Genomic DNA, 26,476 nt, shown 5'->3' with positions numbered 1-26,476 from the left:
TTCGGGCGGCACCCCCGCCGCAATTGATGCCCCCTCAGGCGCCGAAGCGTGACGGCGTGAAGGGCGCAAGCACGTCGCCCCCCTCGCCGCTGGCGATTAGCCCGGCCAGCAACCGGCCTGTGCCGGCGCTGTGCGTCATACCCATATGGCCATGCCCGAAGGCAAGATAGAGCCCCTTGTGGCCGCTCGCCTCGCCGATCACCGGGCGGGTGTCAGGCATCGAGGGGCGGAAGCCGAGCCATTGGTCGCGCTCATCCGTCGCCATGCCCGGCAACATGCGTTTCGCGTGCGCCACCAGCCGCCGGATACGGCGATAGTCGGGTTTTGCATCGAGCCCTGCGAGTTCCACGCAGGCCGTCATGCGCAAGCCCTGCTCCATCGGGCAAAGGACGAAATAGCGGTTCATATTCACGGTCGGCCGGCTGAGCCCGGAACCACCGTCAAACATAAGGTGATAGCCGCGCTCGGTTTCCAGCGGGACACTGATCCCGAGCCCCTTGAGAAGCCGGTTGGACCAGGCGCCTCCAGCAATCACAAGCTCGCGCGCCAGATGGTCGATCCCCTCGCCTTTCACATAATAGCCGCCCTCGGTGCGCTCGATATGCGTCACACGCCCCAGCGTGAAGGCCGCCCCCCGCGCCAGCAGATGGCTCGCCAGCGCCGAAACGCAGCGCCCCGGATTGCGGATGGCGAGCGACTGGGTCTGCAGGATCGCTTTCGGATAGATTGGTGCGATACCGGGTTCAAGCTCGGCCAGTGCATCAGGGTCAAGGACGCGGTAGCCGAAGCCGAACCGGTCCATCAGCGCGCGTTCCTTGGCGGTTTTCTCAAAACTCGCTTCGGTCTCGTAAAGCTTCAGCCAGCCATCGGGCCGCACCAGGTCACCCAACTTGAGATCAGCTACAAGCGCCTGCCATGCCTCGAGCGATTCATGGCTCAGCAGCGCCGACGCCTTGGCGCTCGTCTCCACCGTTGCCGGGCCGGACGCACGCCACACCTTGTAAAGCCAGGGCGCGATACGCGGCATGTAGCTAACCGGCATCACAAGCGGCGATTCCGGATCAAGCGTCATGCGGATGCCATCCATCACGAAGCCCGGCTTGCCAAGCGGCAACACGTTGCCGATCGAGATCGAACCCGCATTGCCATAGGAGGTCTGCGCCCTGTCACCCGGCGGTACGGCATCGATGATGGTCACGGCAATGCCGCGTTCCATCAGATGATAAGCGGTCATCAGCCCGATGATCCCGCCGCCCACGATTGTCACATTGCGGTCCTGCATGGTCCGCATCCTCCCTCACAATTCTCCGGCGCATCAGAGACGGTCGCCCCGCACCTGTCAAGAATAATATATTCCAAATAATATGGCTCGAATGACCGGCTTTAGGTGGATTTCGTGAACAGGTCCGTTAGGATCGATCCGAAAAGTGATTTTTTATTCCTGCGGTTGCAACACCGCATACAGACGTGAGGGGAATATCATGAAAAAGCTTGGCAGACGAGGCTTCCTGAAAGCCGTCGGCGCACTAGCTGCCACCGCCGCCACGATGGGCAGCATGGCCCCAGCCGCCGCCGCGAAATCACCAGCGCGCCCGGCCAAGCCGGGCCTGAAACCGAAACGCCTGAAACGCGGTGACACGGTCGCGATCGTCGCCCCTTCCGGCGTGCTGTGGGAAAAGACCAACCTGCCGCTCGCCACGGAATCGCTGGCCGCGATGGGGCTGAAATCAAAGGTCTTCCCCCACGCGATGGACCGCTATGGCTATCTTGCGGGCACCGACGAGAACCGGGCCGCCGATCTGATGGCGGCGTTCCGTGATCCCGGCATCGACGCCATCTTCTGCCTGCGTGGCGGGTGGGGGGCGGCGCGTATCCTGCCGCATCTGGATTTCGAGGCGATCCGCGCCAACCCGAAAATCCTGCTGGGCTACAGCGATATCACCGCGCTTCACGCGGCGATTGCGGCCAAGACCGGCATGATCACCTATCACGGCCCCAATGCGGGATCGAGCTGGTATACATTTGAGGCAGAGATGCTGCAGGCGCTGTTGTTCAACGGCGACAAGGTGGAATATCGGACCATTCCCCGGAATGACGGCACACTCGTCGCTCGCGCCAACCGGACCCACACGATCACGCCGGGCAAGGCGGAAGGGCGGCTTGTCGGCGGTAACCTCACCGTCTTCACCTCGCTGATGGGGTCGCCCTATTTCCCCGATCTCACCGGCTGTATCCTGTGCCTTGAAGATGTCGGCGAGAAGATCTACCGCGTGGACCGGATGATCACACAACTGGCGCTTGGCGGCCACCTGAAAGGACTGAAGGGCATTGTGCTTGGCGGTTTCACCGATTGCGGGCCCGACGAGGCCGAGCCCTTTGGCGGCTTCACGCTGATCGAAGTGTTCGAACAGCATTTCGCGAAACTCGGCATCCCGGTTTTTGCAGGCGCCCAGTTCGGCCATATCAAGGACAATTTCACCCTGCCTCTCGGGGGCCGGGCCATGATCGATGCCGACGCCGGCATCATCCGCCTGACAGAGGCCGCCGTCGCCTAAAACCAGCTAAAATCCCAACGCAAAGGGGCGCCCGCAGGCGCCCCTTCTTTTTATCTACGGGAGGGTAGTCGGAGATCAGAACTTGAAGCCTGCCGACAGGCGGAAGTAGCGCGGCTGTGCTGCCGTATCTGCCGACAGGAAGCCTATATTCTCGGTACCGAGCGAGGATTCGATCATCTCGTCGTAGGTCAGCGCCTTCTGGGTATTGAAGACGTTGAAGACATCGAGACCGACATTCACGTCGAAACCGTTGACTTCCACTTCATAGTCGACCGAGAGGTCGAGTTTGACCTGCCACGGCAGACGACCGTATTTGCCACGGGTGAGTTCTTCGAACACACGGTCCGCCGGAGTCCACCCACCGCCGGTATCAAGGCAGTTCTGGACGCAGAGCCAGTTTTCGCGGTAGCGCGTCACGCTTGTGTAGGGGTTGCCATAGGCACGGGCGTTGATCGGCGCACCCGAAACAGCCGTCAGCTTGCCACCGAAGGTCAGCCGTTCGGTCGGGGCGTAGGCACCCCAGAGCTTGATCGCATGACGGTGATCGTTCGCGAGATCGCCCTGGTTACCGATGATGTAGGAAACCTCGTCACCGATCTCGGTCCAGCCCGGGATATCGTTGCCGGTATCCGAGTTCACGCCGCCTTCGTAGTTGCCCGACGATTTGGAAAGCGTGTAGGAAAGGCGCGCCATCCATACATCGTCCCATTCGCGGTTCACGACGAACTCGAGAGCCTTGTAGTTACGCTTGGCAACCGGGCTTCCGATATCCTCGCCGTTCAGGCCGTACTGGTTGGTTTTGCCAAGATCAACCGTCACGGTCTTCACCGTGCCGTCCTCGCAGTTCATATCCACCGTGAGCGGCTGGCCGATGTTGCCGAAGAACCAGTCGTTGTTGAACTCGCCACAGCCGGGCACCTTGGCATAGACACGGATATCCTCGATCGCGTTGCGGAAGCGGCGGTACACACCACGCACACCGACGCTCCAAAGGTCATCAAGCTGGTGCTCGTAGCCAAGGATGAACTCGTCCTGACTGCTCGCCTGCAGATCCTGATCGACGATGAAGGGAATGTCTTCCCCACGCCCTTCACCCGAACCGAACTGGACGACAGTACCAAGCTGCTCGCCGAGGATCGGGGTGACGTTGGTAAGGCCGGCCGAGGTTTCGTTTTCCTGCAGGCCGTTGAAGGCATAATAGTAGCGCGTGTCGACCGTGCCGCCGCCTTCACGTGCCGCAAGGCCGTTGGCGATCGGGAAGTAATAGCGGCCAGCGCTTGCATAAACGCGTGACTTGCCCTCCTCATCAAGGGTCCACGACAGTGCTGCCCGCGGCGACCACATGTTATCGACCTTGATGAAGCTGTCGCCGGCTGCGTCCTTGCTGTCGAACCGGTCCCAGCGAATGCCGAGGGTGACGGTCAGATCGTCATTCACCGACCAGACATCCTCAAGATAAGCTGCCGAAGTCTTGGCATCGAACGTGCCGCCACGGATTTCCTGACGGGCAATCACATAGGCATCAACGCCATCCGGTACCGTCACGTTGTTAACGCTGGCACCCGGCGTGGTGGCGAAGATTTCATAGCTCGTCATATCCGGGCCGACCGAGGCGCGCTCCATGTAGGTGGTGCGCTTCTCATAGTCGAAACCACCGCGGATCAGGTGATTGCCAAGCTCATATTCCGCGTCCACCCGAAGCGCATCGCGGGAGTTGATGCGGTGATCACCACGCAACTGCGAGGTACAGCCGATCTCGACGTTGGAAGCGCCCCGACGGTCCAGCACGCGGTTACATTCAGACGACACGTTGGTGAAATCGTCGGAATTGCGCTTGTTATGGCCGTAAAGGACTTTCAGCGTGAAATCGTCACCGAAATGGCCGGTATAGGTGCCCGCCCAGTTGATGCCGCCGCGCTTGGCGGTCGCGGTTTCGATATAGTCGCCGTCATCATAGCGATCGGTCAGGGTCTTGCTTTCGTCCGAGAAAGCGAAGAATTCGAGCGAATGGCCGTCGACGATATACCAGTCGACCTTGCCGCCCCAGAAGGCCGAATTGTCCTTATAGTCGTAGAGCGACGAGCCGCTGGTGCTGTAATAGCTGCCGGTATTGTGGCGCGGCTGGAACAGCGTATAGAAGAACAGCTTGTCCTTGATGATCGGGCCGCTGAGGTAGATGTTCCCGTTGAGGTTATTCTCGCTATCGTCACTGCGATAGATCGTTGCCGTGCCATCCTTGGCGTAAAAGTCCTTGGCACTGCCGCGCAGGTCATCGGGTTCCCAGAAGACATTGGCACCCCCGTGGAATTCGTTGGTGCCCGATTTGAGGACAGCGTTCAGCACGCCACCGGTCGTGCGGCCGTATTCCACGGAATAACCGCCGGTTTTCACTTGGAATTCCTTGAACATCTCGAACGGCACGTCGGAGAAGCCGACGCCGGTTTCAACGTCGCTGATATTCAGGCCGTTGATGAAGATGTTATTCTCGCCGACCGACGAACCACCGAACGAGATGCCGCCGAAGGACGGACCTTCATTCACACCGGGCGCCAGAAGTGCGATTGCATCGGCCGAGCGACCGACAGGGAAGCGCTCGATGGAGGTGGCATCAATCTGCAGGCCGGATTCGGCCACGGCAAGATAAAGCCCGGAGACTTCCTTCGCCGAGATGACGATTTCTTCCATCTCGCCGCCGACTTGCATCTGCAGGTCAAGCGAGGTGGTGCCGCCGATCGAGACTTTCACGTCTTCAATCACGGTGCGTTCATAGCCGCCCTTGGCTGCGGTGACCCGATAGGTACCGATCGGCAGGCGCGAGAAACGGAAGCTGCCGTCCGCGCCCGCGGTTACCGTGCGAGAATAGCCGGTCTCGGCATTCGTGACCGTGATCGTGGCGCCAGCCAGCGCCTGATTTTCGGAGATGACGGCACCACGGATGGAGCCATCGCTGTTGGCGGCATAAGCACCGCCTGCCGTCAGTCCGATCAGACTGACACCCATTCCAAGCGCCAGGGACGCCCGCCTCAACTGTTGTGACAACATTTCATTTCCCCCCTTGGAAATAGGCCTCGGCGCTATCCACCGGGCCGGAATATAGTTGATGAATAATTTATCTTCGCATTTCACAAGACTGTAAAGAATTTTCTATTCCAACATGTCATTTCCGCTGATTTAATAGCTTTCCGCATCGTTTCCGATCTGCTAGAACGGACAGGGAGAGGCCGGAAAAGAATAATTAATTCCGAATTCAACGGCAGCCTGCCAAGGGATTCGCCGGACATCCGGGAGGGACGCATGATCGAAACGGGCTTTGCCTATATCGCCAGCCTGATGGCTATCGGGGGCCTGATCCGGCTTACCGAGACGACGACTCGGCATCGGCTGTTCGAATATCTGCCCGGTGTCGTGATGCTTTATTTCATCGTGATGGTGCTGGCTTCCCTCGGGCTATGGTCATGGACAGACGATGTGACGGCTGTGAACAGCACGCTCAAAAGCGATCTCTTGCCAGCCATGATCTTCCTTCTGCTGGCGAAGGCGGACCTGCGCCGCATCGTCAAGCTTGGCCCCCGCATGCTGCTGGCCTTTGCCGCTGCCACCATCAGCATCATGATCGGCTTCGTGGTCGCGTTCGCGATTTTCCAGAACTGGCTGGAACCTCACGCATGGAAGGCCTTCGCGGCGCTTTCAGGTAGCTGGATGGGTGGTACGGGGAATATGCTCGCCGTGCAGGCCGCCCTTGAGGTGCCGGACAGCAGCATCGGCTACACGCTTCTTATGGATTCGGTCGACTATGCCCTCTGGGTTGTCATCCTTCTGGCGCTTGTGCCCTTCGCCAACCGCTTCAATCGCTGGTCGGGTGCGGACAGCGGCGTGATCGACAAGGTCAGCGCCAGCCTTGCAGCGGCCGAGACGGGCAAGCCCATTGACCTGACCTCGATCCTGTTTCTCCTCGGCGCGGCACTTACCGTATCCGCCGTTTCGCAGGCATTGGCTGCCTATGCACCCACGAGTGCCTTTTTCTCGACAGGCACATGGGCCATCTTCATCGCCACCCTCATCGGTGTGATCGCCGCGATGACGCCGCTTGGCCGCATGCCGGGCGCCATCGAGCTTGGCAACGTTCTCCTTTACGCCATGATCGGGCTGATCGCCTCGCAGGCTGATTTCGCAGGACTCGCCAAGGCGCCGCTTTATATCGCCGCGGGGCTTGTGGTGCTTGCCGTCCACGGCCTGTGCCTTGCGGCAGCCGCCAAGGTTTTCCGGCTGGACCTCTTCTCCTGCGGTGTGGCGTCGCTTGCCAATATCGGCGGGGTGGCCTCGGCCCCGATCCTTGCCGCTGCCTATTCCGAAGCGCTTGTCCCCATCGGTGTGCTGATGGCGCTTCTCGGTTATATTGTCGGCACAGGCGGCGGCCTGTTTGTCGGCAAGCTTCTGTCTCTCATGATCTAGGAATATTCCATGCGACCGCGCAGCCTTATCCACAGTATCGCCCTTGCCGCCAGCATCGCCAGTGCGGCAGCCGCCAGCGATTATGAATTCGCAAGCGACGTGATTGGGGCCAGTGAAAAGCATCTGGACCCCGCCTTCTGGATCAAGGGCAAGGATGCAGACACGCCGATAATGAGTGTGGATGCGATTGCCGAGATGAACCGGCAGACCATTGCAGACGACCCGACAATGCGCGATCTGGCCGCCCTGCCCGCAACCCTCAGCCGCGCCAGCCTCACGGCCTATATCCGCGGCATCAGCAACCCGCCGACCGTGCCGCGCATCCACGAAGACGGTAAACCAGTGACGGACGCCGACGTGAAACGCTGGGAAGCAAGCCTCGCGCTCGGGGATGTGAAGGCCCAGAACCCGGTGCGTTTCGGCCTTGTGGTGAAGCGCGCGTCACTGCGCACCTATCCGACACATGAGCGCATCTTCAGCGAAGGTGCGACCGACCGGGATATCGACCGCTTCCAGGAAACCGGCGTTTTCCCCGGCGATGAAGTCGCCGTGCTGCATACAAGTGCCGACGGCAAATGGTATCTGGTCGCCAACTATCAATATGTTGCGTGGGTGCCGGTGGACGCCATCGCAACAGGGAACCGCGAGGCCGTGCTTGGCTACCGCAACGACGGTGATTTCCTCGTCGTGACCGGCGCCAAGGTTCATACGGTTTTCAACCCGGAAGAACCCCGCGTTTCCGAACTGCAGCTTGATATGGGCGTGCGCCTGCCCGTGGTGCCGACAGCCGAGCGCGGCACCGAGCTTTATGGGCAAAACCCGTATCTTGGATACATGGTCCGCCTGCCGGTGCGTGAAGCAGACGGCAGCCTTGCCTTCCGGAAGGCACTCATCGCCCGCTCACAAGATGTCCACATGGGCTACCTGCCCTACACGAACGCCAATATCGTGAAGCAGGCTTTCAAGTTCGTTGGCGAGCGCTATGGATGGGGGCACGATTATAACGGCCGCGATTGCACCGGCTTTGTGGGCGCCATCTACGCCTCCTTCGGCATCCTGATGCCACGCAATTCCGGTGACCAGGGCAAAAGCGTCTTTGCCCAAAACACCCGCATTGACAAGGAAACCGGCCGCGAGGCGCGCCTTGCCGCCGCCCGCAAGGTGCAACTTGGTGATCTCGTTTACATCCCCGGCCATGTGATGATGGTGCTGGGCTTCGACGGGGCCGAGCCCTTCGTCATCCATGATGTCACCGGCCTTGCCTACACCAAGGCGGACGGCGCATTCTATCGCGGCACCCTCAACGGCGTATCGATCACGCCCTTGCTGCCGCTCTCCCTATCCAACGAACGGCTCTATATCGATGCTGTTTATAATATCAAACGGGTCCGCCCCTGAGGCGCAATGATCTGAGGTCCATTCCATGAAAATCATCGGTTACAAACTGGGCAAGCTTCGGGTGCCGCTCGTCACACCGTTCAAGACGGCACTCCGGACCGTCGATCATGTCGAGGACATCGTCATCATGATCGAAACCGATACGGGCCATGTGGGTTATGGCGCCGCTCCCGCCACGGCGGTGATCACGGGCGACACCCACGGATCGATCATCGATGCCATCCGCAACTATATCATGCCCATGGTGACGGGTATGGAAGTGAGCCAGCTGAACCAGATCACCGAGATCATCGGCGAAGCGCTCATCAACAATTTCAGTGCCAAGGCCGCAGTGGAAATCGCTGTCTATGACCTGTTCGCGCAGGCGCACGGCGTGCCGCTTTACAAGATGCTCGGCGGCGGCCAGCCGCGCATCGCCAGCGATATCACCATCAGCGTCGACTATATCGACAAGATGGTCGCGGATTCGATCCGTGCAGCCGACGCCGGCTATGAAACCCTGAAAATCAAGGTCGGCAAGGATCTCGGCGTCGATATCAAGCGCGTGAAAGCCATCTATGCCGCCGTGAAGGACCGGTGCCTGTTGCGCCTTGATGCCAACCAGGGCTGGACCGCACGGGAAACCGTGGCCGCCCTTCATGAACTGGAATCATCCGGTATCGAGCTTGAACTGATCGAGCAGCCGGTGAAGGGTGCCGACCTCAAGGGCATGAAATATATCACCGAACGCGTTCGCACCCCGGTGATGGCGGACGAAAGCACCTTCGGGCCGCGCGAAGTGATCGAACTGATCCAGATGGGTGCGGCCGATATCATCAATATCAAGCTGATGAAAACCGGCGGACTGTCGGACGCGATCAAGATCGCCGATATCGCCAAGATTTATGATGTGCGCTGCATGATCGGCTGCATGCTGGAATCGTCAATCAGCGTCACCGCCGCCGCGCATCTTGCGGTCGCGAAATCGAGCGTCATCACCAAGGTGGATCTCGATGGACCCTCGCTTTGCCAGTTCAACCCGGTAACCGGCGGGGCCACTTTCCGCGGCCCCGATATCGAGCTGAACGAGACGCCGGGTCTCGGGATCGAGGCGATCGAGAACCTGATCCCGCTCGATTGATCACACCATCAGGCGTCGGTCAGTCCGACCGGCGCCTGAAATAGCGGCTGGCATAATCGTCCGCCTGGTTGGGCGCCCCCGCCGCGTTATCAAGCGTCAGGGCAACCACTTGGCCCAGAGCGTCCGACGGGAAGGCCACATACATGCGGCCTGCTGCCGTCGGGTCGGTCCACTCGGTGCGGAACAGCCCGTCGCGGATAGGGATCAGCGTGCCTCTCAGCGCCGGCATGCGCGCGAAGACGATTTCAAGCTGCTCGCCTTGCAGCGTGATGGTCACATCCCCCATCACATCATCCACATAAGTGCCGGCATAGATTTCAATCGGACGGGTCAGCGGCAGCACCTCGGGCTCCGGCCATTGCTTCGTCTTCGCCTCGGCTTCTTCCTTTGCTTCCTCGGCCGCGTACCACGCCACCCAGTCGCGCTCTTCACCCGGCGCCAGATACGACTTCAACAGCCCCTGTATCACCGACTGGCGGGCATATTCGTGCGAGCCATTGTTGAAGAGCGCGATACCGAGATTCTTCGATGGCACCAGCATCACATAAGCCTGCCAGCCGCCCAGCGTGCCGGTGTGCGACACCGTCTTCACCCCGTTCACGTCAGCAAGCCGCCAGCCAAGGCCATAGGAGCGAAACGCGGTGCCATCAATTTCCTGCATCCGGTCCGAAAGTGGCAGAAGCGCCTGCGACGCCCACATTTCATCGCGCTGCTTCTCGCTGAAAGGCGCATGGGTGCCATCCAGCTGGGCAATCATCCATTTGGCCATGCCCTCGGCATTGCAGACGCCACCGCCTGCCGCGACCGAGGCAGTCGGGTTGCGGTCGATCCCGTTTCGCACATGCGGCACCAGCTTGCCATCAACCATATCATAACCGACCGCTGCATCCTTCAGCGCCTTCGCGGGCACCGGCCCCCAATAGCAGGCGATGCCGAGCGGCTTCAGGATACGGCCTTCCACAAAGTCGGCATAAGGCACGCCCGAAACCGCCGCGACGAGCTCCCCCGCCGCGATGTATAGGACGTTGTTGTAGGCGTAGGACGAGCGGAAGCTGGTCAGCGGCTCGAATGTCGCGAGACTCGCCACGATTTCCGCTGCCGTGAAGCTTGATGGCTCCGGCCACAGCAGCATGTCCCCCGCCCCGTTCCAGAGCCCGCTATGGTGCGTGAGCAGGTCACGAACGGTAAAGGCATCCGTCACCCAAGGGTCCTTCATGCGAAAGGCGGGCAGATGGTCGGTCACCTTGTCATCCCAGCCGATCTTGCCTTCATCCACCAGAATGGCGAGCGCCGCAGCCGTGAAAGCCTTGGTGGTGGAAGCCAGCCGGAACAGCGTTTTTGGCGTGACCGGTTTTTTGGCCTCCAGATCGCGGCTGCCATAGCCTTTCATGAAGGTGACCTTGCCATCTTCCACAATGGCGACCGACATGCCGGGTGTATCAAATTCCTTCAGTGCTGAGGTGACCAGCGTATCGATTTCTGTTTCCGCCAGCCCGTCGGCACTGGCCGGCAGGGTAAAAGCCGCCACCCCCATCATGAAACCCGCCAGCGTCCGTTGCCGCCAAAATGCACCCATTCCTCGTCCTCCCTGTCATGACGCTTGTATTCGCGACAATTATTCCATAGATAATAATTTATTCCAACACCATAAGGCGGCCTGCCATGCCGAGCAAGAAATCACGTCCAGCCATCCGTTACAGCGACGATATTCTGACAATCGAGGCTATCCCGCTGCCCGCCCTTGCCGAAAGGGTCGGCACGCCGGTCTATATTTATTCCAAGGCCGCAATGCAGGCAGCCTACGCCCGCTACCGCGATGCGTTTGAAGGGATGGATGCCCTTGTCTGCTATGCCGTCAAGGCCAACACCAATCTTTCGGTGATCCGCACCTTCGCCGATATGGGCTCTGGCGCTGATGTGGTCTCGGGCGGTGAGCTTCGCCGCGCCCTCGCGGCGGGTGTCCCTGCGCGCCGTATCGTCTTTTCAGGTGTTGCCAAAACGCGGGAGGAAATCGATTTCGCGCTGAACGCCGATATCCTGCAGTTCAATGTGGAATCGGAACCCGAATTGAAAGCCATTTCGGCCGCGGCCATGGCCTTCGGCCGCCGCGCGCGGATCGCCATCAGGGTCAATCCCGATGTGGACGCGGGGACGCACGCCAAAATCTCGACGGGTCTGACCGAGAACAAGTTCGGCATCGCGCTCAATCGCGCGCTTGGCGTTTTCCGGGAAGCCAAAACCCTGCCCGGCATCGATATCCAGGGCGTGGCGGTGCATATCGGCTCGCAGCTTACCTCGCTTGCCCCTTACGGCCTCACGTTCGACCGGATCGCCGCCTTTGTTGGCCAACTGGCAGCGGCAGGCATCAAGCTTTCCACCATCGATGTCGGCGGCGGGCTCGGCATTGCTTACCGCGAGGACACCGGCCCGATCCCGACGCCTGCGGACCTCGCCAAGCTCGCCCGCGAACGGTTGGGCGGCCTTGGCTGCCGGTTGATTGTCGAGCCCGGCCGGTCGCTCGTGGGCGCAGCGGGGCTGTTGCTCACCCGCGTGATTTACGAAAAGCATGGCGGCGACCGCCGCTTCCTGATCCTCGATGGCGCCATGAACGACCTGATGCGCCCGGCCCTTTACGATGCCTATCACCGGATCGTGCCGGTAGTGCGCACGGGAGCCGCCGAAACACCTGCCGATATTGTCGGCCCCGTTTGTGAAACCGGGGATACGTTCGCGCGGGCAAGGCCGATGCCGCCGCTCGAGCCCGGTGACCTTGTCGCCATTCTGGATGCAGGCGCCTACGGCGCCGTCATGGCATCCACCTACAACGCACGGCCCCTGGTGCCCGAGGTGATGGTGGACGGCGACAGTGCAAGCATCATCCGCGAGCGGCCAAGCCATGCGGACATGATGGCGCTCGATAGCAACCGGGCGATTGCCTTCGCCTAGAAATGTTCGGAGACCTGCTGACTGAGCTCCAGCAGTTCACGCCCCTGCGTATCGCGGCTCGACATCACCAGATAAAGCGCATCGATCACATGCTGCAGCGCCACCCGCGCCACCACATGCGGCACGGTCAGCGGTGTTTTCTCCATGAAGGTGAAAAGCGTATGATGGGCCAGAAGGCTCAAGGGGTTCACATCATAATGCGTCAGCGAAATGATGGTGACGCCGTTCTCGCGGGCCTTCTCCACCATCTCGGTAATGGCGGTATTGTTGCCGGAGACGGAGATCGCAAAAAGCACATCGCCGCCGCGCAAGGTGGCGGCATTGGCGCGCTGCATGAACAGATCAGATTCCGCGACCACGGACTTGCCCATGATCAGCAGTTTCAGCGCGAAGTCCTTGACGATAAGGGCAGAACTGCCCGCTGCCACAAACTGGATGCGGTTGGCGCGTTCCAGCGCACGGACCACATTCATCAGGCTTTCCTCGCTGTTGAGGTCAGCGATCCAGCGCAGCACATCGGCCTTCACCTTGGCCAGTTCCTCGAACGGGGTCAGATGCTCGCCGCTGCTTTCCGATGGTGCGTGCTGTGGGGCCTTTGCTGGCGCCTCACCCTGCTGCGGCATGGCGCGCGCGAGATCCTCGCTCACCGCCAGTTTGAGGGCCGGATACCCCTTGAAACCGAGCTTCTGGCTGAATTTCACAACGCTCGATTGGCTCACGCCCACGGCCTCGGCCAGTTGCTGCGAGCTATAGTCCCGCAAGAGCGAGGCGTTCTTCTGTATGAAATCGGCAAGCTTGCGTTCGTTCGCCGACATGTCCGCTGAAGCCTGTCGCATTCTTTCCAGACAATCCATCTCTGTACCCGATCCCCCCGATCGTGTGGCGGCCGGGCGGCGCCTTGCGGCATTGCCCCGTCGCCGCGCAGCGGCCAAGTCGTCTCTGACCGGTTTAGGGTGATTCATGGGTCAACTCAAGCACCATCCGATAGGGGATGCACCGGCACCCCTCAGTTGAAGTGGCGAAGCCACCATTTCAGCATCTCTTCCTCGGGCCGATAGAAGGGCGTTTCCCCCTTATGGGCGGCCGGATCGTCAGCAAACCCGGTCATCAGCGCGATCAGCGCCCTGTCCGACTTGCGGTCGATAAGGAAAAGTCCGAGCAGTCCGTAAGCGTCCCCCCGGTGCCCGCCAAGCTGCTGCGAGGGACCAAGGTTCCAGCTCGCCGGATCGATCAGATCGACCGACAGGCCATAGGAAAGCATCGGGCCAACTTCTCCGGGCGCAGGGTTATCCTCACCCGTCGTATTGCCGTTCCGTTTGGCGCGGTCGAAGGTCCACACAGGCGTCCACATGGCGTCCACGGTTTCGGCCTTCAGGACCCTCACGCCGTCCACCTCACCGCCACCTAAAAACATGCGGGCGATTTTGGCCAGGTCATGGGCCGAGGCCCTGAGGCCGCCCTGCGGCGAGAAAAGGGTCGGATTGTCGCCGGGCACGAAGTCCTCATGCTCGATCACCACCCTTTCCCCGCGCGGGATCGCCGTCATGCCATAGTGACAGGCGACCTTCGCTCCATCGAGCTGGACATGCCATGGCCCTTCGGGCGCGAACGTATCGCCGCCGTCGGTGCTTTTGCGGAAAAGCGAGGCCAGGTGCTCGGGCTCCGGCCCGCTCACGTCGCAGACATTGTAGCTTGCAGATAGTCCGAGGGGCCGCAGCACATTGGCCGCCATATAACGGTCGAACCGCTCGCCCGAAACCCGTTCGATCACCCCGGCGACCACACCGAAATTGAGGTTCGAATAGGTGAAATAGGTGCCCGGCGCCTCACCTGCGGCTGCCGCAAAATGCGCGCCGCCATCGTAAAGGTCGGTACCCTTCGTGAAGAAGTCGCGGAGATGCTGCCCGCGCGGCAGCCAATATTGGTCACCGTCCCGGATTGAGGAAGTGTGCGACAGGATCTGGCGAAGCGTAATCGGGGTATCCGGGAAGTTCGGATTGCGCAGGCTGAACCCCAGATAATCGGAAACGTCACGGTCAAGATTCACCTTGCCCGCCTCAACGAGCTGCATCAGCCCCACGGTGGCGACAAGCTTCGAAATCGAGGCGATACGCACCTTGTGATCGGTGGTCAGCGGCGTCGCGGCGCCATTGTCCGAGAGCGTCGCCATGCCAAGGGCTGTGTCGAACACGACCTTGCCCTGATCGAGCACCACAACCTCGACCCCGCTCATCGCGGGCGAGCCTTCCACCGAGCCATCGAAGATGCGGACAAGCGCTTCTTCTGCCGTCGGCTCTGCTGCATTCACAGAGGTCGTGAAAGCGGCAAGCGGCAACAGGACACCAAAGCACGCAGCTTTCCAATCCGAACGCCTGACGACAGCCATATATTCCCCCACTTTTCCGTTATTGAATAATATATTCACACAAATACCGAAACGGTACAATCCATAGAATACATTATTCTGGAAGCAGGGATCAGGCCGCGCCGAAGGCGAAGCAGGAATAAGGCTTGCCGCCGATCCGGGCGTGATAGACCGTTACGCCGGGTTCGTGCTCGGCCGCGCCCACCGCCACCATCAGGGGGATGAGATGTTCCTCGCGCGGGTGACAGGCACGGGCACCGGGCGCGGCTTCCCAATCGATCAAACGGCTCGTGCGCAGGTCGGGCGCCGCCTCGGCCGTCTCGCGGAGCCATGTGTCAAACTCCACCGACGACGCCTCCCCGCCCCGGAAGATATCGCGCAAATTATGATAGCTGCTGCCGCTGGCCAGTATCAGCACGCCTTCATCCCTGAGGGGTGCAAGCGCCCGGCCCACGGCGAGATGGGCCTCGGGGCCCAGATCCTCCTGCAACGACAGGGTTACAACGGGAATTTCGGCTTTCGGATCGGCAATCAGCATCGGCACGAAAACCGCGTGATCAAAACCGCGCTCGGCGTCAGCAGCAGAGGCGATCCCTGCCCTGGAGAGAAGTTCCTGCACGCGCGCAGCCAGAGCCGGATTGCCGGGAGCGGGATAGGAGAGTTCATAGGTATGCGGCGGGAAGCCGTAATAGTCATAAAGCATGCCCGGCGCTTCGCCGCTGCCAACTGTCGGCACCGGTGCCTCCCAATGCGCCGAAACCACAAGTACGGATTTCGGGCGCGCTGGCAGGCTGCCGATCAGCCCATCCAGAAACGCGCGCAGGCTTTCATATGCCTTGGGACCAAGGGGCGGCGGGAAATCCATCCAGAAACAGGGGCCGCCGCCGTGGGTGATATAGTAAGCCGGTTGACGCATGGGGATACTCCTTCGGTTGCCCTGATATCGCGTGCACACACACCCGCTTCAAGACAACACACAAAGACTTGTTCACCCCAAGTCCCGCCCCCATGCGTTACATTTTTTTTGGCGGCCCTATCCGTGAAGCGTCAGGTTCTGTGGTGCGAAACCGGCAGCAGCGAGTTCCCGCTCGGCCTGCGTGAAGCCATAGGCGGGGACGATTTCCCCCGTCCGGTCGCTGACGGCGTCCCATGCCGCAATCACCTGCTCCCCCGCCCGCGGGCTGTCGCCCACCTGAATACCGTTCGTGAGGGTCACGTTGGCGCAGGCAAAGTGGCCGGCACCCGCGCACAGGATGGCGCGCGTCGGTGCCTCATCCCCCACAAGTGCCAGCAGGCCGGGGCTGACGAGTGCAGGGTCAAGTTTGGCAAGTGCATCGGCGGCCAACACACCATCCGTCATCTGGGTTGCGGCCGTCGGTGCCAGCGCGTTGACCCTTATGCCATAACGGTCGCCTTCAATCGCTAGTGTCTGCATCAGGCCAACAAGCGCCATTTTGGCGGCACCATAGTTTGCCTGCCCGAAATTGCCGTAAAGCCCTGACGACGAGGTCGTCATCACCACCCGGCCGTGGCGCTGCTCGCGCATGATATCCCACACAGCCTTCGTGCAGATAGCGGCGCCCATCAGATGCACCTCCACCACGAGGCGGAAATCGGCCATATCCATCTTAGCAAAGCTCTTGTCGCGCAGGATGCCGGCATTGTTGACAAGGATATCGACCCGACCCCAGGCATTCATCGCCTTGGTCACCATCGCCGCAACCTGCGCTTCGTCGGTCACCGAAGCCTGCACGCCGATCGCCTCGCCGCCGCCTGCGCGGATGTCATCGGCCACGCGCTTTGCACTGTCGCCGTTCATGTCGTTCACGATCACCTTGGCCCCGTGGCTTGCGAGCATCAGGGCATGACAACGCCCGAGCCCGCCACCAGCACCGGTGACAATCGCTACGCGGTCTTGCAGTTTCATTTTCATTCCTCCCGTTTCTGGATCGAATTTTTATTCGCTATCTTGTGAGTTAATAAAATGATCAAACAAAATCTGTTTGCCCCTCTCCTTCCGGGTCAGGGATTCAGCCTTCCGCCTTACGCTGTTTGCAAACTTCGATGAAACCGGCGGCCATGAAGGTCGCCATGCGCTTCTTCACTGCCACAAAATCTTCCGACCGGCAAAGGCCGCCCGAAAGCTTGTCGATCCGCCCGGTGCGGGCAAGGGTCAGCATCAGGGCGCCGGTCACGAAATGATAGCCCCAGAAAATGTCCTCGTCCGAGCAATCGGGCAGTGCCTTCTTCAGAAGGTCAATGAGCCGCAGCACCACGGGATCGAAATGCCGGTCCATGGTCTCCGCCCCCCATTCCGGGGTGTTGGCGACCTGCGCGCCTAGGGCTGCATAATTGCGCCAGCCTTCCCCGCCCTGGATATAAAGATCCAGGTCGGTATCGAGAAAGGCCCTTAGCGCACCTTCAACGGTCGGCTTGCCGTTCACTTCCTTTTCGTAGGCGTCCAGCGTTTCCATCCGGCGCTGGCTCGTCACCACTGCACGACGGGCAAAAACGGCATCGAAAAGGTTCTTCTTGTCATCGAAATAATAGTTAAGGAGCGTGTGGTGCACCCCTACGCGCTTGGCAACATCCTTGAGCGTCACCCCGTAAAAGCCATGCTTCGAAAACAGATACTCGGCTGCATCGAGAATCTGCTCCATCATCTCGGCGCGTTGTTGCGCCTTGATCGTGCGTTTACGTGCTGTTGCTGCGTTTTCGGCCACGCGTTCGCCTCTCCGTCCGTCATTCGGTTTCCGGACCCTAAGGTTTCTGGAACCACAGGTCTAGATACCGCCATATATCTCTCTAAGCCGCATTTTGTCTATTTTACCGGTAGATGCCAGCGGCATCTTTGACAGTCGTACCACCGCATCCGGGATCCACCAAGGGGCCACGCGACCCTGCAGGGGCTTCAAAAGCTCGTCGTCTGTTACTGCCTCAGGCTCGCGAAGTTCCACCAGCAGCACCGGGCGTTCCCCCCATTTGGGGTCAGCCCGGCCGATGACGGCCGCCAGCGACACCTGGGGCAACGCGCCGATCACCGCCTCGATCTCCGACGGGTTGATCCATTCGCCGCCCGACTTGATCAGATCCTTGGCGCGGCCCGTGATCGTCAGGTTGCCGCGCGCGTCGATCCGGGCGAGGTCGCCCGTATCAAACCAGCCGTCTTCGTCGGTCGACGCTTCGTCGAAGCCGAAATAGCGTTCGACAACCGCCGCGCCGCGCACCTTCAGATACCCCTCCGCACCGCGCTGCTCGGCAAGCGGCTGCCCGGAAGCGTCCGCCAGCAACAGGTCCACGCCGATGGCGGGGCGGCCAGAGACAGACGCCTTGCGGTCGGGGTCAGCGGGTGGTGCGAAGGTGCCGGACGGCGACAGTTCGGTCATGCCCCAGCTTGTCTGGATCGTCACGCCCAACCGTTCCTCGATCCGCGCCATCAGGGCGGGCGGCATCGGCGCGCCGCCGACGATGATCCGCTCAAGGCTTGGCAGCTCTCCGCCCGTCTTTTCCAGATGATCGATGAGCCCGACCCACACGGTCGGCACGCCCACGGCAATCGTCACGCCTTCCGCGGCAATGAGCTTGGCGAGGCTCGCCCCGTCCGCCTGTCGGCCCGGCAGCACGAGCTTGGCCCCCACCGCCGGCACAGCGAACGGCAGGCCCCAGGCGCTGGCATGGAACATCGGCACCACCGGCATCACGGCATCCGATGCGCGCAGCGCCAGCACATCTGCCTGCAACAGGCGCAGCGTGTGCAGGAAGCTTGACCGGTGAGTATAGCTCACACCCTTCGGCGCGCCCGTCGTGCCGGACGTGAAGCAAAGGCCGGACGGGCTGTTTTCATCAAACTGCCCCCACTCGGCCTCGCCAGTAGCGGCTTCGATTTCGGCTTCCAGTGCGGTCACGCCCGGGCTTGCACCACCAAGGCGCCAGCCCTGCGTCGAACCATCGATCACCAGCACATGCTGGATGGCCGTGGCACGTTCGGCTATCTGGCTGGCCAGCGCATGCAGGTCGGCACTGATGATCAGCACCCGCGCCTTCGACTGCGCAAGCATCGAGGCGATCTGGGCAGCCGTAAGACGGGGGTTGAGCGTATGGCACACCGCCCCCATCCCCATGATGGCATACCAGGCTTCGACATGCGCCTGCGTGTTCCAGGCGAGCGTGGCTACATGATCGCCAAGCTCGATACCGAGCCCCGCGAGAACAGTGGAAATACGCCCTGCCCGGCGCCGCAGGTCGGCATAACCCACGCCGGTCGCCGGCCCGTTTTCACGGGCGGTCACGACCTTTGCGTCGGGGTGCCATTTTGCGGCGTGATCGAGAAATTTATCGAGCGTCAGCGAGTAAGGCTGCATGGCGCCGTGTATCATTGGCAATCCGTCGTCTTGGGTGGCAGGGGAGGTGCAATCACGCCGACATTCCAGTTCCAGGCGATGTCACCGGCGGCGCGGCGCCGGCAAACGACTTCCTCATGAAGTTCATACATGCCCGGCAGCAGATGGGTGGCTGCGTGCGGTTCATCGGCGAAATACATATAGGCTTGATTTTCGCCGTAGGCGGGCCAGTCGGGCTGACCATCAGCCACCGGCTTGCCGGCCCGCGCGAAGGAGGACCAGTAATCCATCATGGCGTCTTTCAGATTCTGTTCGTTGGTCGTGCCGGGAATCTTCGGCCACGCATCGGTGATGCGCCGCGTGGTGCCGAACACATAGGGAATTTCAGCCGCATGGAAGGCATGGAGCCCCAGTATGTCAGCCGCCGGATAGCTGTGATCGAAGAGATACAGATAGCCGGGTTGCCCGATCGCTGCCTGCTTCTTCACCAGCCGCTCCGCCGTCCAGCCATACATGGCGTCGCGCGTGGCGGCGAGCATGGCTTCATCAATCAGGCGGGACGGATATTGGCGCAGGAATTCATCCGAAAGGTCGCCGTAGCCTTTGCGGATCGCCGCTTCATAGGCTGCGGCATCCTCGGGCGGCGGGGGCAACAGGAAACGCAGCGAACGGATTTCCCCACTGTTGAACCCGGCAAGCAACGGCACCGGCGCCTGCTCGCCGCGGTCGAACACCTCGACGAGCTGATGCGGTAGCACCTTGCCGTCGATTGAGGGGAACGGGAAATAGCCAGCCCGCCCGACCCCGTCGACCAAGCCTTGCGCATCCTTGCCGCGCAGTTCGGCAACCGAGGCCGCACCCAGCTTGTTCACGATCCACGCCCCGATGGCTTCACCTGATTCGGATCCGTAACGTTTTTCCTTCAACGTTGGTGCGGTGACCATATAGGCGCTTTGGGCAACGGCCTTGGCAAAAAGCCCGCGCGCATCCGGCGCGGCCATCAGATACATGACACTCAGCGCGCCGGCGGATTCACCCGCGATGGTCACATTTGCCGGATCACCGCCGAAGGCCGCGATATTCCCATGGATCCAGCGCAACGCTTCGATCTGGTCAAGCAAGCCATAGTTACCGGACACCTGATCCGGCGATTCCGCGCTCAGTTCGGCGTGCGCTAGATATCCGAGAATACCGAGGCGGTAATTGATGGAAACAACGATGATGCCGCGTTTGGCGAGCGCCTCGCCGTCATACATGGACTGGCTGCCAGCACCCGCGATCAGCGAGCCACCATGGATCCAGACAAAAACCGGTGCCTTCTCGGCTTTCTCGGGTGCCCAGATATTCAGATACAGGCAGTCCTCGCTCGTCGAGCGCAGCTTTTCGAAATAGATGCTTCCGGGACGCGAGGGCGGCTGGATGCAGGCGGGGCCAAAACCGCCCGCATCACGCACCTCTTCCCATGCTGGCACCGCCACCGGCGGTTTCCACCGAAGGTCACCGACCGGCGGCAGGGCATAAGGAATGCCTTTGAAGATATGAAGGCCATCTTTCGCCTCCCCCTTCACCGGGCCAGACGGCGCCTGAACGACAGGGCTTTCGGCCGCGGAGGAGAGAGGGGCAGCAAGAAGAACCCATGCTGCGGCGAATACAGCCGCCGCAACATGGGTCAGCCCCCTTGGTAAAAGTCGAGCGCCAGCCCGGCGCGGCCCCGCTGCCTCAGCAGCGGAACCGTTGGCGGGAAGACCGTCCGGGTGAAAACTCGCGGGGGTAAAGGCCTTCATGACGCACCTCAGTAAGTATAGCTGAAGCGCAGGCCCACCGTGCGCGGCCGCAACGTCCCGAACCGGCTGGCCAGGAAGTTTTCAGGGTGGACATAGGTGATGTCACTATTGTCGAAAAGGTTTTCGGCATAGGCGATCAGCGTCCATGTGTCCTTGCTCACGCCCAACTGCACGTTCACATTCTCGAACGCCTCGGTGAAGCCGTAGGTCGGGCTTTGCTGGTTCGGCCGGCCCGGTACATTCTGGAAGAGGCCCGGGAACTTGCCGACATGGCTGATGGTGCCCGCCGCAAAGCCCTGCATGTCATCGCTGACATCGAAGCTGTATTTGACCGTGGCCGAGCCCTGGAAGTGCGGCGAGGCAAGCTGTGCCCCTTCAACCGCACCCGAAATGGCGGCTTCTTCTGGCGTCAGGCTGACCACCTTCGAATCGTTGAACGAGCCATTGAGGTTGATATCCAGCCCTTCGGCCGGGCTTGCCGCAATCTCGAACTCGATACCCTTTGAACGGGCCGCGCCGATGTTGGTGGCGAACTGTACCGAATCCGACACACGGTTTGCCTGTACCTGGATGTTTTTCCAGTCGATCAGGTAGGCCGCGAGATTGGCGGTCAGTGCCCCGTTCAGCCAGCGCCCCTTGAGGCCGACTTCATAGTTGGTGAGCTTGTCGCTCGATGCACCATAAGGAATGATGATGTCATTCGGGTCCACAACGCTCGAGAGGCCTGCGCGGGCGTTCACGATCGGCGAACGGAAGCCGGTCGAGATCGTGGCGTAGGTCGTTACTTCCTCCGACATGCGGTAGGAAAGGCTCGCCTTGTAGGAAAGCTTGCTGGCCTTGGCCTTGTCGCCCTCAGCCGCCACCACCGGCGTGATGGTCAGGGGGCCGGTGAGACCGCCCAGTGCCGCCGCCAGATAGTTACTGTTGTAGCCACCTTCCTCGGTGAAGGATTGCACGTCGGTGCTGCCGTAGCGCAAGCCGCCGGTCAGCCACAGGTCATCCGAAATATGGTAGGTCAGCTCGCCAAAGGCTGCGAGTTCGTTCGAATTCGTGTGCGCGCCAAACGACTGATAGGTGTCGCCGTCAAGCCCAGTGAGCCCGCGTGCGGCGAGGAATTCTTCCGAAGCCCGGTATTCATAGTCCACGTCCCGGCGCTTGTAATAATAGAAGCCGCCGATGACCCAGTCGATCTTCTCGCCCGGATCGGACACAAGCCGTGTTTCCTGAACGAAAATCTTGTCATAGGCAGAAGCATCCAGCCGGAACGGAATGGTGAAGCCGAAGGTATTCGCGAGATCGACGAAGAAGGTCTGGTCGAACTCCGAATAGGTCGACGAGCTCGTCAGCGTTGCCCCGTCGAACTGGTAATCTAGCGTAGCATTGTAATTGTCGAGGTTCGCATTGAAGAGGTCCGGACGCTCGGAATTGCGCTTGTTGCGGCCAAGCGCCGGGTTCACCAGTGACGAATCCTCGGGCTTGCTGTCCTCGTGCGAGGCCATCAGGCGAAGCGACAGCTTCTCGGTCGGCTCCCAAAGGAGGATGGCGCGACCGCCCCAGCTTTTGTGGGCGTTGGCGTCTTCAACGCCTGTGAGGACGTTATCAACATAGCCATCCTCGTCGCGGCGGAAGGCAACAACACGCAGCGCCAGCTCGTTATCCACAATCGGCACGTTGACCATGCCATTGTAGCGCTGGCGCAGCGAATCCGAGCCCGTAAGGCCGAAGTCCACAAGGGCCGACGCCTCGAACTCATCAAGGTCGGGATTCTTGTTCAGGATACGCACAGCACCAGCGAGCGAACCGGAGCCGAAGAGCGTGCCCTGCGGGCCGCGCAGGAACTCAACGCGCTCGACGTCATAAAGGTTCGGGTCAAGGATCGTCGAGTTGCCGTTTGCGGAAATCGGCAGTTCGTCGATATAGATCGCGACCGTACTTTGCAGGTTGGCGTTATAGCCGTTAGTGGCAAGGCCGCGCGCGGTGAAGTTGTTGAAGTTCTGGGTCGGGCGGTTCATCACTACGCCGGGCGTTTCGTGCGCCAGCCCCTCGTAACCGACAATGCCCTTCTCTGTCAGCTTCTCTTGCGAGAAAGCCGTGATGCTGAGCGGCACGTCTTGCAGCTTTTCGTTCCGCCGGGTGGCGGTCACGATGATTTCGTCAAACAGCGGATCGTCTTTGGCGGTTTCAGCAGCGCCCGATTGTCCGGCCGCTTGTGCATAAACATAAGTCGAACCGGCCGTCACGGCAGCAGCGCATGTGACGGCAAACAGAATCTTTTTCATAGATCCTCCCCTCTCCCTAACTTGATTTTCCCCTCCCGCACCGGCCTCCCCTGAGTCCGATACAGGCTGGATATTGACACGCCGGGGGCGCCTCGTCAACACTCACTCTCACGCGTGTGAATATTTGATTTGGTGCTTTCGAAACAAGGCACTAAGGGTGCTTTTCAGGGACTTTCCCGGCAACAACCCCCACATTGATAAACCATTGTTGGCCGGCCGCGCGGCGACGGGAGACCAGTTCTTCCTGCATTTCAAACATGCCTGGCACAGGGTTGTGGCCCGCCACCGGCACGCCGTCGAAGCGCATGAAGGCCTCCGCCTCACCGTAAGGCAGCCACGTATCGTGGTCGGGGCTCGATGGCACACCAGTTTTTGCGAAACTGACCCAGTAATCCATCATGGCGGCAGACAAGGCTTCGTCTTCGCTGCCCTCAGGCCGTGGCCAGTTTGGCGGGATGGCGCCATCCTTCCCCGCTTGCCCGAAAACAAATGGCAGTTCGCTGGCATGGAAGGCACACATGTGGCGCGCGGCGGCGGCGTCATAGCAATGATCGAAGAGATAGAGATAGGCAGGCTGCCCGGCTGCGGTCTGGCGGTGCGCAAGATGCTCGCTCGCCCAGCCATAGATGGCATCCCGCACGGTGGCGAGCATGCTGTTCGCGATATCGTCCGCCGGATAGACTTTCAAGAAGGCGTCAGCAAGATCACCGTAGCGTGCCCTGATCTCAGCCTCGTAGGCAGCTGCCGTGTCGGGTGCCTTTGGCACGAAAATGCGCTGCGAGCGGATTTCGCCACTGTTGAACCCGATCAGCAGCGGCACCTTTGCCTGCCCGCCTTCATCGAATATATCCACCACCTGCGCCGGAAGCCCATGGCCGCCCGCTGTCCCCTGCGGCACGAACCGCGCCTTCATCGCGGCCGTCGTAATTGCCATCGCATCCATGTCCCGAAGTACCTTCAGGCTGTCCGCGCCTGCACCGCTCATCACAGCCATGCCGATATCCTCGGCCGATGGCTGGCCATATGCGGCCTCCTTGAGAGCGGGGACGGCGCGGATATTGGCGCTTTCGACGATCGCCTTGTGAAACAGGCCCCGCGCCTCGGGGCTGGAGAGAAGATAGGTGACGCTGAGCGCCCCGGCGGATTCGCCCATCACCGTCACATTGGCCGGATCACCACCGAAGGCCGCGATATTGTCGCGCACCCATTCAAGCGCCCTGATCTGGTCCATCAGCCCGTAATTGCCGGAAACACCCTCCTCGGCCTCGGCGCTGAGGTCCGGATGCGCCATCCAGCCGAGCACGCCAAGCCGGTAATTCAGCGACACGAAAACCACATCCTTGCGCGCGAAATTGGCACCGTCATAGAGCGGACTTGAAGCATGGCCGCGCTGCAGCGCACCACCATAGATCCACACGATCACCGGGGCCTTTTCCGCCCTTTCGGGCGCCCAGACATTGAGCGTGAGGCAGTCTTCACCCATCCCGGCGGGCGGATCGAAATAGACGCTTGCGGGCGAGATTGGCGGCTGGACGCAGGCGGGGCCAAAGGCACCGGCATCGCGCGCGCCCTGCCAGCTTGCAGGCGGTTCCGGCACTTTCCAGCGGCGCTCCCCTACTGGTGGCAGCGCATAGGGGATGCCCTTGAAGATATGAAGCCCGGCTTCAGCGACCCCGGCCAGCCGGCCCTCAGCCACCGTCACCTCGGGCCGCGTGGTGGCGGCTGCCGACCCGGCCGAGCCCCACAGAGCAGCCACCAGGACAAGACAGACTTTCAGTTTCATGGTCGGCTCCCCCTCGGCAAATGCGGATCGTGCGCTTGTCTCCCTCGCTCATTCATATAAACTCTCATGCGAGTTAACATTTATGCAAGGCGCGATTTGCAGGGCGCGTACCGCAATCGCCATGAGGGGAGCATATCAGTGAGGGGACCAACAAGGCGTGGATTTCTCGCGGGCGGCATGATGCTGCCATTCATGGGCGGCCTGACGGCAAGTGCCGCCATGGCAAAAGCCGACGACAGTGTCACCGGCAATGTGGCAGATGACCTCGCCCGCTATATCGGCTTCGGCAGCAAACAGGCCGGTGGCCCCGGCGACAATGCCTGCGGCGACTGGATGGCGGGCGAGCTGGTCAAGGCCGGCTTCAAAATCGAACGACAGAGCGTTTCAGTGCCTTCCTTTGCCCCCGCCCGCACCGAACTGGTTTCGGGTGGCGCCAGAGCCAATGTGTGGCCGCAGCCCATCGTGATGCCCACGGGCGCGGAAGGGATAACCGCACGGATCGTTCGGGTAGATGCCGCCGGGCGGGCAAGCAAACCGCTCGAAGGCGCGATCGCGCTGATCGACCTGCCACACGGCCGCTGGTCCTCGGCCCTGTCGAAAGCCGTCCAGGCGCCTACCAAAGCCGCCTTTGCCGCCGGGGCAGTAGCAGCCGTGATCATCACCAACGGCCCGAGCGGCAAGGTGATCGCGCTGAATACCGATGGCCGCCAACCCATGTTTGCTGGCCCCACGGCGCTGATTGCCCCTGAAGACGCTGGCCCCTTCCTCGCTGCTGCGATGGCAGGCGAAACGGCGACACTGTATCTGACCGGCGAGAGCAGCCGGCGGCCGGCCTTCAATTTCGTCGGGCGTATTGATCGCGGCAAGGGCCGCTGGCTTGTGGTGTCCACCCCGCGGTCCGGCTGGTTCACCTGCGCGGGCGAGCGGGGCGGCGGGGTTGCTGCCTGGCTTGCAATCGCGCGCTGGGCCGCCGTGGCTGTCACCAGCCACAACCTCGCCTTCGTCTGCAATAGCGGCCACGAATATGAATATCTGGGCGCCGAAGAATCAATGAAGGCGATGGTGCCGAAACCGGTGGAAACCGATTTCTGGCTTCATCTCGGCGCCAATCTGGCGGCACGCGACTGGCATGAAATCACCGGCTCGCCCATGCCGCTACCGGGTACAGATGCGCAGCGTTATCTGGTCACGAGCCCTGCGCTGCTGCCCGCGGCACGCGAGCTGTTCGCCGGCCTTTCGGGGCTTGAGGCACCCTATTCGAGTGCCGATCTTTCAGCGGGTGAGCTGACCGGCATCATCGCCGCTGGCTACCCATCAGTTGCGGGTATCTTCGGACTACACCGCTTTCATCATGTGGCGGAAGATGACGCCCGCTGCGTGGTGGCAGCGGCGGTCGCAGAAACAACGACAGCCTTCCAGCGGTTGCTGGCGGCTGCCCTGAAAATCTGACAAAA

The 26,476-nt window shown here is 61.2% G+C and carries 18 protein-coding genes; 6 read left to right on the top strand and 12 right to left on the bottom strand.

Features of this window, described 5'->3' with window-relative positions; translation table 11 throughout:
- Window positions 1-34: 34 nt before the first annotated feature.
- On the bottom strand, window positions 35-1,282 hold the full coding sequence (locus OU694_RS00865; protein WP_308909117.1) for an NAD(P)/FAD-dependent oxidoreductase: 1,248 nt from the start codon (window positions 1,280-1,282) through the stop codon (window positions 35-37).
- Window positions 1,283-1,481: 199 nt separating this feature from the next.
- Between OU694_RS00865 and OU694_RS00860 the strand changes: the two genes are divergently transcribed.
- A complete protein-coding gene (locus OU694_RS00860; protein ID WP_308909116.1) occupies window positions 1,482-2,555 on the top strand; it encodes a S66 peptidase family protein in 1,074 nt (357 codons plus the stop codon).
- Window positions 2,556-2,630: 75 nt separating this feature from the next.
- On the opposite strand, the gene OU694_RS00855 is transcribed toward OU694_RS00860, so the two are convergent.
- On the bottom strand, window positions 2,631-5,555 hold the full coding sequence (locus tag OU694_RS00855; RefSeq protein ID WP_308909115.1) for a TonB-dependent receptor: 2,925 nt from the start codon (window positions 5,553-5,555) through the stop codon (window positions 2,631-2,633).
- 294 nt (window positions 5,556-5,849) lie between these two features.
- Here OU694_RS00855 and OU694_RS00850 point away from each other — a divergent pair, with 294 nt between their 5' ends.
- Genes OU694_RS00850 through OU694_RS00840 form a run of 3 tightly spaced genes read left to right on the top strand, consistent with a single transcriptional unit; the run spans window position 5,850 to window position 9,525 of the window.
- Window positions 5,850-7,007 carry a DUF819 family protein gene (locus OU694_RS00850; protein WP_308909114.1) on the top strand — a complete coding sequence of 386 codons (1,158 nt, stop codon included), beginning with the start codon at window positions 5,850-5,852 and terminating at the stop codon, window positions 7,005-7,007.
- 9 nt (window positions 7,008-7,016) lie between these two features.
- Window positions 7,017-8,405: an SH3 domain-containing protein gene (locus OU694_RS00845; protein WP_308909113.1), complete on the top strand. Its 1,389-nt coding sequence runs from the start codon at window positions 7,017-7,019 to the stop codon at window positions 8,403-8,405.
- A 25-nt stretch (window positions 8,406-8,430) separates the two neighbouring features.
- Window positions 8,431-9,525 (top strand): dipeptide epimerase, encoded by a 1,095-nt coding sequence (locus tag OU694_RS00840; protein ID WP_308909112.1) that lies wholly within the window; start codon window positions 8,431-8,433, stop codon window positions 9,523-9,525.
- A gap of 19 nt (window positions 9,526-9,544) precedes the next feature.
- Here the strand turns inward: OU694_RS00840 and OU694_RS00835 are convergent, their stop codons facing one another.
- Window positions 9,545-11,101, bottom strand: coding sequence for a serine hydrolase (locus OU694_RS00835; protein WP_308909111.1), 1,557 nt, complete (start codon window positions 11,099-11,101; stop codon window positions 9,545-9,547).
- Window positions 11,102-11,187: 86 nt separating this feature from the next.
- Between OU694_RS00835 and lysA the strand changes: the two genes are divergently transcribed.
- Window positions 11,188-12,471, top strand: a complete 1,284-nt coding sequence (gene lysA, locus OU694_RS00830; RefSeq protein WP_308909110.1) for a diaminopimelate decarboxylase — start codon at window positions 11,188-11,190, stop codon at window positions 12,469-12,471.
- Here the strand turns inward: lysA and OU694_RS00825 are convergent.
- The 9 genes from OU694_RS00825 to OU694_RS00785 all read right to left on the bottom strand — a co-directional run bounded on the left by OU694_RS00825 (window position 12,468) and on the right by OU694_RS00785 (window position 25,022).
- Window positions 12,468-13,307 (bottom strand): MurR/RpiR family transcriptional regulator, encoded by an 840-nt coding sequence (locus tag OU694_RS00825; protein WP_444860593.1) that lies wholly within the window; start codon window positions 13,305-13,307, stop codon window positions 12,468-12,470. The genes lysA and OU694_RS00825 overlap by 4 nt on opposite strands.
- A gap of 170 nt (window positions 13,308-13,477) precedes the next feature.
- Window positions 13,478-14,857, bottom strand: coding sequence for a serine hydrolase domain-containing protein (locus OU694_RS00820; RefSeq protein WP_308909108.1), 1,380 nt, complete (start codon window positions 14,855-14,857; stop codon window positions 13,478-13,480).
- Window positions 14,858-14,948: 91 nt separating this feature from the next.
- Window positions 14,949-15,752, bottom strand: a complete 804-nt coding sequence (locus OU694_RS00815) for a DODA-type extradiol aromatic ring-opening family dioxygenase (RefSeq protein WP_308909107.1) — start codon at window positions 15,750-15,752, stop codon at window positions 14,949-14,951.
- A 117-nt stretch (window positions 15,753-15,869) separates the two neighbouring features.
- Window positions 15,870-16,763, bottom strand: coding sequence for an SDR family NAD(P)-dependent oxidoreductase (locus tag OU694_RS00810; RefSeq protein WP_308909106.1), 894 nt, complete (start codon window positions 16,761-16,763; stop codon window positions 15,870-15,872).
- Between the two features lie 103 nt (window positions 16,764-16,866).
- Window positions 16,867-17,496: a TetR/AcrR family transcriptional regulator gene (locus tag OU694_RS00805; RefSeq protein ID WP_373460231.1), complete on the bottom strand. Its 630-nt coding sequence runs from the start codon at window positions 17,494-17,496 to the stop codon at window positions 16,867-16,869.
- Between the two features lie 123 nt (window positions 17,497-17,619).
- Window positions 17,620-19,212, bottom strand: coding sequence for an AMP-binding protein (locus OU694_RS00800; RefSeq protein WP_308909104.1), 1,593 nt, complete (start codon window positions 19,210-19,212; stop codon window positions 17,620-17,622).
- Complete coding sequence (locus OU694_RS00795; RefSeq protein WP_308909103.1) at window positions 19,209-20,960, bottom strand: carboxylesterase/lipase family protein; 1,752 nt, start codon at window positions 20,958-20,960, stop codon at window positions 19,209-19,211. Before OU694_RS00795 ends, OU694_RS00800 begins: the two co-directional genes overlap by 4 nt.
- Before the next feature lie 8 nt (window positions 20,961-20,968).
- On the bottom strand, window positions 20,969-23,239 hold the full coding sequence (locus OU694_RS00790; RefSeq protein WP_308909102.1) for a TonB-dependent receptor: 2,271 nt from the start codon (window positions 23,237-23,239) through the stop codon (window positions 20,969-20,971).
- 151 nt (window positions 23,240-23,390) lie between these two features.
- Window positions 23,391-25,022, bottom strand: a complete 1,632-nt coding sequence (locus OU694_RS00785; protein WP_308909101.1) for a carboxylesterase/lipase family protein — start codon at window positions 25,020-25,022, stop codon at window positions 23,391-23,393.
- Window positions 25,023-25,199: 177 nt separating this feature from the next.
- Between OU694_RS00785 and OU694_RS00780 the strand changes: the two genes are divergently transcribed.
- Window positions 25,200-26,471 (top strand): hypothetical protein, encoded by a 1,272-nt coding sequence (locus OU694_RS00780; RefSeq protein WP_308909100.1) that lies wholly within the window; start codon window positions 25,200-25,202, stop codon window positions 26,469-26,471.
- Window positions 26,472-26,476: the final 5 nt, after the last annotated feature.

This window comes from Pseudokordiimonas caeni (assembly GCF_026719705.1).
Lineage (GTDB): Bacteria > Pseudomonadota > Alphaproteobacteria > Sphingomonadales > Kordiimonadaceae > Gimibacter > Gimibacter caeni.
Note: the sequence above shows the minus strand (reverse complement) of the source record. Positions and strands in the feature narration are given on the sequence as shown.